Below are 6,838 nucleotides of genomic sequence, written 5' to 3' on the forward strand. Positions count from 1 at the left end.
AAAGTTAGTAGTCCTGTAGAAATAGCTGCAGTTCCTGAAGCAAAAACTACCGCTCCGATACCTCCTTCGATGGCCGCCAACCTATTTTGTAAAATATCATTTGTCGGGTTATTCAAACGTGTATAAATAAAACCCAGCTCCGCCAGCGAAAACAAATTTGCCGCATGGTCCGTATCATTAAATACATAAGAAGTTGATTGGTATATTGGCACTGCTCTTGTTCCCAGTGTTTGTGTTGTATCGTGCCCGGCATGAAGGGCTTTGGTTGAAATATGTTGATCACTCATAATTTTTATTTTTTGATTGTTTTGTGTTTTTTATATAAAAAAATGTCCGTTTTAATTAGGTATTGCCAAGGGGACACAAAAATAAGTTATTTTTTATCAATGGTTATGGCAATACCTTATCATTTTGTTAAAATTCATCATGTCTTTATTTATTTCCAATTTCTATTCTATTTTCCAGGTATGAGCAAAAAAAAACCTCTGATTTTCATCAGAGGTTTTTTAAAATATGATCTATTAAATTATAGCATAAAAATCCTCTGCGTGTTGCTGCGCATCATCATTTTTACCATATTTAAACTGCTATTATTCATTTGTTTCGGTGTCAAATATATAAATAAAATTTAAATTCCTTGAATTATTTTAATTCTGCATGACCAAAGCTTACAGAAAAATCAATACACCATACGACTACGTATTTATATTTTTCTATGTCGGTACCTGCAGGTATTGCATAATCAAAATCTCCTTCTAATCCCTTTAATTCTCCCAGGTCTACAAATTCTTGTGAATCAAGTTCTGTCGACAAGTATAGCAATAAGGTTGGTCCGTCATCTGTCTTAAAATTTGTCAATGCCAGGTTTGTAATTGCATCGTTTACCGTGGCGGTACCCATGGTTGGGTGGGCATCACTCACAAAAATTCCCTGTGCAGCACCTTCGAAATCTCCCCCCATATCACCACCATCATTGATATCACCCATATCATCTCCATTCGAACTACAGGCTATAAACATTGGAATTAATAGGACTAAAAATAATATTCTTTTCATAAAATTTAGCTTTTATAGACCTTAGACGTAGAGGAAAAACTTCCTTACAAAAAATATAATTCCAACATTTTTTATTATTTGAATTCAAATTTGTTTAGATTTGTGCAAAATCTGAGAGGAAAAATTTGAACTGATTGCAACCTCGATAAAAAATGCTAAAGCAGTAATTCTACTTTAGCTATTTCTATCTTCAGTTATTTTCCTTTCTCTAAAAAAAGAACCTATGTCATATTTATTTACATCTGAGTCTGTTTCGGAAGGACATCCAGATAAAGTTGCAGACCAAATTTCTGATAGTTTATTGGATAATTTTTTAGCCTTTGATCCTGATTCAAAGGTAGCCTGTGAAACTATGGTAACCACAGGGCAAGTAGTTTTGGCCGGAGAAGTTAATACCAAAACCTATATTGATGCTCCCATCATAGCCAGAGAAACCATTAAAAAAATTGGCTACACCAAAGGCGAATATAAGTTTGAGGGAGAAAGCTGTGGTGTCATCTCTTTGATTCATGAGCAATCTCAAGATATCAATCAGGGTGTAGACCGAGGAGACGAGGAAGAACAAGGAGCAGGTGATCAGGGAATGATGTTTGGATATGCGACAAACGAAACCTCTAATTATATGCCGTTGGCCCTGGATTTGAGCCATAGACTTCTAAAAGAGCTTGCTGCGCTTAGACGTGAAAACAAAGACATTAGGTATTTACGCCCTGATGCAAAGAGTCAGGTGACTATAGAATATTCTGACGAAGGTGTCCCTCAAAGAATTGATACCATTGTACTTTCAACCCAACATGACGATTTTGACGAAGATGAACAAATGTTGGCTAAAATAAAGGAAGATATCGTCTCTATTTTGATTCCAAGAATGGTGGCAGATTTACCTGAAAGTATTCAGGCCTTATTCAATGATCAAATCAAATACCATATCAATCCAACTGGTAAGTTTGTGATTGGTGGTCCTCACGGAGATACCGGTCTGACAGGCAGGAAAATTATTGTGGATACCTATGGGGGTAAAGGGGCACACGGTGGTGGTGCTTTTAGCGGTAAAGATCCAAGTAAGGTTGACAGATCTGCAGCCTATGCCTCTAGACATATTGCGAAAAATATGGTAGCTGCGGGAGTATGCGACCAGGTTTTAGTTCAGGTTTCTTATGCTATCGGAGTCGCTGAACCAACCTCGATTAATGTGGAAACCTATGGCACTTCTAAAACCAACCTTTCTGATGGTGAAATTTCAAGAATCATAGAAGGTTTGTTTGACATGAGGCCTGCAGCAATTGAAAAAAGGTTAAAATTGAGAAATCCAATTTACAGCGAAACTGCTGCCTATGGACATATGGGTAGAAATCCTGAGGTGATCACAAAACACTTTTCTTCTCCTTATTCCGGTGAAAAATCATTGGAAGTTGAGCTTTTTACCTGGGAAAAACTCGATTATGTAAACAGTATTAAAGAGGCGTTTAACCTCTAGAATCATTTGTGATTCAAAAACTCAAAGAGGTGGATCTTACATAGGTTCACCTCTTTTTTTATCCAAGTAACGTGAGTTCAGACTTGGTATTCTCACACAATCATCTTAAATTTCAATGCCAAAACGAAGCATCAAAAACCCCGGTCATACCTTTATTATAATGTTCAAAGAACTGATTTTTTTACTCCTTTTTACTTGTGTTTTAACGGGACAATCACAATCCCTCCGCACTGAGTTAATAACAAGCTCTCCGCTGATTGCTGATGAATTTATTGGTATTGATGAGTTTCAAAGTGTTTATTATATCACGGATAATATCTTGTATAAAAAAACTGATAAAAAACTATTTTCATATAGCAATATCAATGCAGGTGACTTAACAAGCGTAAATATTCAGAATCCATTTAAGGTGATTCTTTTTTATGCCAATTTTAATGCGGCTATCATTTTAGACAACAATTTAAATGAACTAACCCAACAAATAGACTTTACAAAAGAAACAAAATTTAATAATGTTTCATTGGTAAGCACTGCCTCACAAAACAACATCTGGCTGTATGCCGATGACAATAAGCTGCATCTTTACGACTATCAGCGCTTAAATGAATTGCTGCAAACGCAGGCTACAACTTTTTACAACTCGGACTTTAGTGTTAAAAATATGGTAAGTACCTATAAAACCGTTTGGGTTCTTTCAAAAAAGACGGTCCTTGAGTTTAATGAATATGGCATATATACCAAGTCCTATCCTTACGAAAATATAGAGCAAATCTTTCCGTACCAGAAAGGCTATATATACCAGGACAAGAATCAATTTTATTATCAGGAAACGAATACGCTGACTCCGGTTTCTCTGGAATTTAATGGGAATATCAAATCAGTTTCTGTAAACAGCGCCTTTCTTTTCATCTTTGATGGCAAATCAATTTATCATTTCCAAATAAAGAGGTGAAAATTGCTTTAAAAGCTAGAAATAAGCTATATTTTTTTTAATTTCGCTTTCCATTACTTTTTACTAAAATCAAACAACGAAACCCATGCATATCGCGATAGCCGGAAATATTGGAGCAGGTAAGACAACTTTGACAAGTTTATTGGCTAAACATTATAAATGGGAACCGCATTTTGAATCGGTAGCAGAGAATCCTTATCTGGATGATTTCTATGGTTCTATGGAGAGATGGTCCTTTAATTTGCAGATCTATTTTTTAAACAGTCGGTTTCGTCAGATTCTTGAAATTCGTGAAAGTGGCAAAAACATCATTCAGGATCGAACTATCTATGAAGATGCGCATATTTTTGCCCCTAACCTTCATGCCATGGGACTGATGACCAATCGTGATTTTAGCAATTATGAGACCCTTTTCGAACTTATGGAAAGGTTGGTATCTCCTCCAGACCTTATGATCTATTTAAGAGCGAGTATTCCAACCCTCGTTGGGCAAATCCACAAAAGAGGAAGAGACTTTGAAAACACCATCAGCATTGACTACTTAAGTCGTCTGAATGAACGTTATGAGGCATGGATTTCTACTTACAAAAAAGGAAAGCTTCTCATCATTGATATTGACAATCTAAACATCGTTGATAATCCTGAAGATCTGGGGTCAATTATCGATCGAATCGATGCCCAGATTCACGGTTTGTTTTAAGCCAGGAGTTCTATTTTACTTTTCTGAAGAATCTAAATGAGTCTCCTCACAGAGCTCATATAAGCATGCATCACCGTCTAATGAAGCCTTTGTTTCCTTAGGAGGCATTAACTATAAAGCAAAAAAAAACTCTCAATTTTCATTGAGAGTTTTTTTTCTATTTGATAACTAAATTATTTAACGTTGTCCTTAACGTCTCCTTTTAACGTAGAGTAATTTATCTTTAAGGCATTGATGTTTCTCAATTCCTCTTTGATATCAGTAATCGTTCCTACGTTTGATTCAATATCCGCTTTGATTGATGTAGTCAACAAAGGAATCTCATCCTCAGGATGTGTTTCTCGTTCAGCAAAAATAAAATACTTTACGTCTTTTACATCCGCTATTCGGTCGTTCAATTGAATCTTGTCTCCATTTTGATCCTTTACCTTACCTACATAAATATAGCTGACCAAACTCTTACGCTCCAGTTTTTTAATCTCTGTAGCCTTTGGTAACTGAGGTTTTTTGATCTTTAATTCAGTCTCACGCATTACAGTTGTAACCATGAAAAAGAATAATAACATAAATACAATATCAGGTAACGACGCTGTCGATATACCTGGCATTCCTTTTTTCTTCTTTTTAAACTTCGACATAAGAAATTATTTTGTTGGTTCAGCCTCAGAGATAATCTGAGGATATTTTCCTTTAGCCTCTCTAATTCTTTCTTTTAGAGTTTCGTTGGTCGGATTGTTTTTAGAATCCTTTAATAATTGCGTGTAAGAAATATTCCATTGTTTTTCACAATATCTATTTCTCAGTTCAGTATAAGCACCAACCAATTCATTTTGAACTGCGATATAAGTACCATAGGACGTACCTCTATCACTTTCTAATGAAATAATCGCTTTATTCGGATGATCCGATGATAACGGATCTTTAGATCCTTCACACCAATCACACTCAGCTGGTTCCGCTCCATCGATAGGGTTTCCTAATCCACCTCCATTATCAATGAACTTAACTGCTTCTGCACGAATCTCATCGATCTTCATGAACATATCACCCTCAACCAAAATATCATTATTACGGTTTACTGTTACCACAAACACGTTTTTTTCTTTCAATTTTGGTGGTTCAGGCATGTCTTCCGGTTGCTTTTCGGGCAACTTCCTGCTAATCCCAGTGTCAACATCCATCGTAGTAGTTACTAGAAAGAATATCAGCAACAAGAAAGCAATATCGGCCATTGACCCTGCATTAATTTCCGGTGATTCTCTTAATGCCATAATTTTTTATTTTGTTGAAAATAATGATTTTACAAAATCGAATAAAAAGAATCCAAGTCCAATAGCTCCTAAAATCATTGAGTACCAAATTCCGGTACTTACCCATTTAGAAGTAGGTCCTGCCTCTCCGTCTTTAATAATGTTTCCAGATAAATTTCTTGTAGCTTCATCTGTTGCCATCATATATGAAATCAAAAGCAATACTCCAAGAGCTGCTAATGACACCAAAGTCTTTTTTAGTAACTTAGGCTGTCTTACCAAGTTCCACAGTGAGAACGCCACTGCAATAACCGCAGTAATGATCAATATGACCCTTGCAAATGATACAAAAGGAGAAACAAGACTGTTTTGTAAGTCTAAACTCTCTTTTACAGCATCATCGCCTTCCATAATTATCCTTGCTAAGAAATAGATCGCAATCAAACCGATCAATCCTGATACAAGTGATAATATTTTTGATAATTTACTATTCATAATTTTTTCTCTTATTTATTTCTGATCAAAAGATCAACCAATTTAATAGACGCGTCTTCCATGTTGTTTACAATACTATCAATTTTAGAAATGATATAATTATAAAAGATTTGAAGAATAATCGCTACTACTAAACCAAATACAGTTGTTAAAAGTGCTACTTTAATACCACCTGCTACAACCGCTGGAGAAATATCACCCGCTGCTTCAATAGAGTCAAATGCAGAAATCATACCAATTACAGTTCCCATGAAACCAAGCATCGGTGCAAGAGCAATAAATAAAGACAACCAAGAAACGTTTTTCTCAAGTAATCCCATTTGAACACCACCATAAGCTACAACAGCTTTTTCAGCAGCATCAACTCCTTCATCCATTCTATCTAAACCTTGATAAAAGATTGAGGCAACAGGCCCTTTTGTGTTTCTACAAAGTTCTTTTGCAGCTTCAACACCACCAGATCCCATAGCTTCTTCTACATCATTAACCAATTTTTCAGTGTTGGTAGTTGCCATGTTTAAATAGATGATTCTTTCGATGGCTATCGCCAATCCTAAAATCAAAGTTACCAATACAATCCCCATAAAGAAAGGACCACCTTCAATAAAACGCTGTTTCAAAACTTGATGAAAAGTTTTTTCAGCCACTGGTTCTGTTTGTGCATAAATGTTTTGAACTGAGCTCAATAACATCAATCCTGTCATCGCAAGGATAGTAAATACTTTTTTCATTTTTGTAAATGTTTGTTATTTAAATTTAGTTAACGGGTTTAAAGATATAAAAATTTTGGAACATAAGAACATCTTCCGCGGAGAGAAAGGGATTCGAACCCTTGTTACAATTTCTCATAAACACGCTTTCCAAGCGTGCGCCTTAAGCCACTCGGCCACCTCTCCAAAATGTCAAAA

General features: G+C 35.7%; 9 protein-coding genes and 1 tRNA gene. 3 read left to right on the forward strand and 7 right to left on the reverse strand.

Annotation, left to right across the window (positions count from 1 at the left end):
• Positions 1 to 287 (reverse strand): PLP-dependent transferase (locus ACR2MV_RS14760; protein WP_434022867.1); only part of this gene is annotated, 287 nt, incomplete at its 3' end.
• A 355-nt stretch (positions 288 to 642) separates the two neighbouring features.
• Positions 643 to 1,056 (reverse strand): DM13 domain-containing protein, encoded by a 414-nt coding sequence (locus tag ACR2MV_RS14765; protein ID WP_434022869.1) that lies wholly within the window; start codon positions 1,054 to 1,056, stop codon positions 643 to 645.
• Between the two features lie 223 nt (positions 1,057 to 1,279).
• Here ACR2MV_RS14765 and metK point away from each other — a divergent pair, with 223 nt between their 5' ends.
• The 3 genes from metK (at position 1,280) to ACR2MV_RS14780 (ending at position 4,185) form a co-directional block, all read left to right on the forward strand.
• Positions 1,280 to 2,533: a methionine adenosyltransferase gene (gene metK / locus ACR2MV_RS14770; RefSeq protein ID WP_434022870.1), complete on the forward strand. Its 1,254-nt coding sequence runs from the start codon at positions 1,280 to 1,282 to the stop codon at positions 2,531 to 2,533.
• Positions 2,534 to 2,693: 160 nt separating this feature from the next.
• Entirely contained in the window at positions 2,694 to 3,485 is a 792-nt protein-coding gene (locus ACR2MV_RS14775) for a hypothetical protein (protein WP_434022872.1), read from the forward strand.
• 85 nt (positions 3,486 to 3,570) lie between these two features.
• Positions 3,571 to 4,185, forward strand: coding sequence for a deoxynucleoside kinase (locus tag ACR2MV_RS14780; protein ID WP_434022873.1), 615 nt, complete (start codon positions 3,571 to 3,573; stop codon positions 4,183 to 4,185).
• 173 nt (positions 4,186 to 4,358) lie between these two features.
• Here ACR2MV_RS14780 and ACR2MV_RS14785 read toward each other — a convergent pair whose 3' ends face one another.
• The 5 genes from ACR2MV_RS14785 to ACR2MV_RS14805 form a co-directional block, all read right to left on the reverse strand.
• On the reverse strand, positions 4,359 to 4,823 hold the full coding sequence (locus ACR2MV_RS14785) for an ExbD/TolR family protein (protein WP_434022875.1): 465 nt from the start codon (positions 4,821 to 4,823) through the stop codon (positions 4,359 to 4,361).
• Between the two features lie 6 nt (positions 4,824 to 4,829).
• Positions 4,830 to 5,456: an ExbD/TolR family protein gene (locus tag ACR2MV_RS14790; protein WP_434022877.1), complete on the reverse strand. Its 627-nt coding sequence runs from the start codon at positions 5,454 to 5,456 to the stop codon at positions 4,830 to 4,832.
• A 6-nt stretch (positions 5,457 to 5,462) separates the two neighbouring features.
• Complete coding sequence (locus ACR2MV_RS14795) at positions 5,463 to 5,930, reverse strand: hypothetical protein (protein WP_434022879.1); 468 nt, start codon at positions 5,928 to 5,930, stop codon at positions 5,463 to 5,465.
• Between the two features lie 11 nt (positions 5,931 to 5,941).
• Entirely contained in the window at positions 5,942 to 6,661 is a 720-nt protein-coding gene (locus ACR2MV_RS14800; RefSeq protein ID WP_434022881.1) for a MotA/TolQ/ExbB proton channel family protein, read from the reverse strand.
• Between the two features lie 78 nt (positions 6,662 to 6,739).
• Positions 6,740 to 6,826 (reverse strand) — tRNA-Ser (locus ACR2MV_RS14805).
• Positions 6,827 to 6,838 lie beyond the last annotated feature (12 nt).

Source organism: Lutimonas sp. (genome assembly GCF_051011215.1).
Classification (GTDB): domain Bacteria; phylum Bacteroidota; class Bacteroidia; order Flavobacteriales; family Flavobacteriaceae; genus Lutimonas.

Excerpts from the sequence above, each read along its gene's own strand:
- ACR2MV_RS14765 (WP_434022869.1), bottom strand. The coding sequence starts at position 1,056 with ATGAAAAGAATATTATTTTTAGTCCTATTAATTCCAATGTTTATAGCC.
- metK (WP_434022870.1), top strand. The coding sequence starts at position 1,280 with ATGTCATATTTATTTACATCTGAGTCTGTTTCGGAAGGACATCCAGAT.
- ACR2MV_RS14775 (WP_434022872.1), top strand. The coding sequence starts at position 2,694 with ATGTTCAAAGAACTGATTTTTTTACTCCTTTTTACTTGTGTTTTAACG.
- ACR2MV_RS14780 (WP_434022873.1), top strand. The coding sequence starts at position 3,571 with ATGCATATCGCGATAGCCGGAAATATTGGAGCAGGTAAGACAACTTTG.
- ACR2MV_RS14785 (WP_434022875.1), bottom strand. The coding sequence starts at position 4,823 with ATGTCGAAGTTTAAAAAGAAGAAAAAAGGAATGCCAGGTATATCGACA.
- ACR2MV_RS14790 (WP_434022877.1), bottom strand. The coding sequence starts at position 5,456 with ATGGCATTAAGAGAATCACCGGAAATTAATGCAGGGTCAATGGCCGAT.
- ACR2MV_RS14795 (WP_434022879.1), bottom strand. The coding sequence starts at position 5,930 with ATGAATAGTAAATTATCAAAAATATTATCACTTGTATCAGGATTGATC.
- ACR2MV_RS14800 (WP_434022881.1), bottom strand. The coding sequence starts at position 6,661 with ATGAAAAAAGTATTTACTATCCTTGCGATGACAGGATTGATGTTATTG.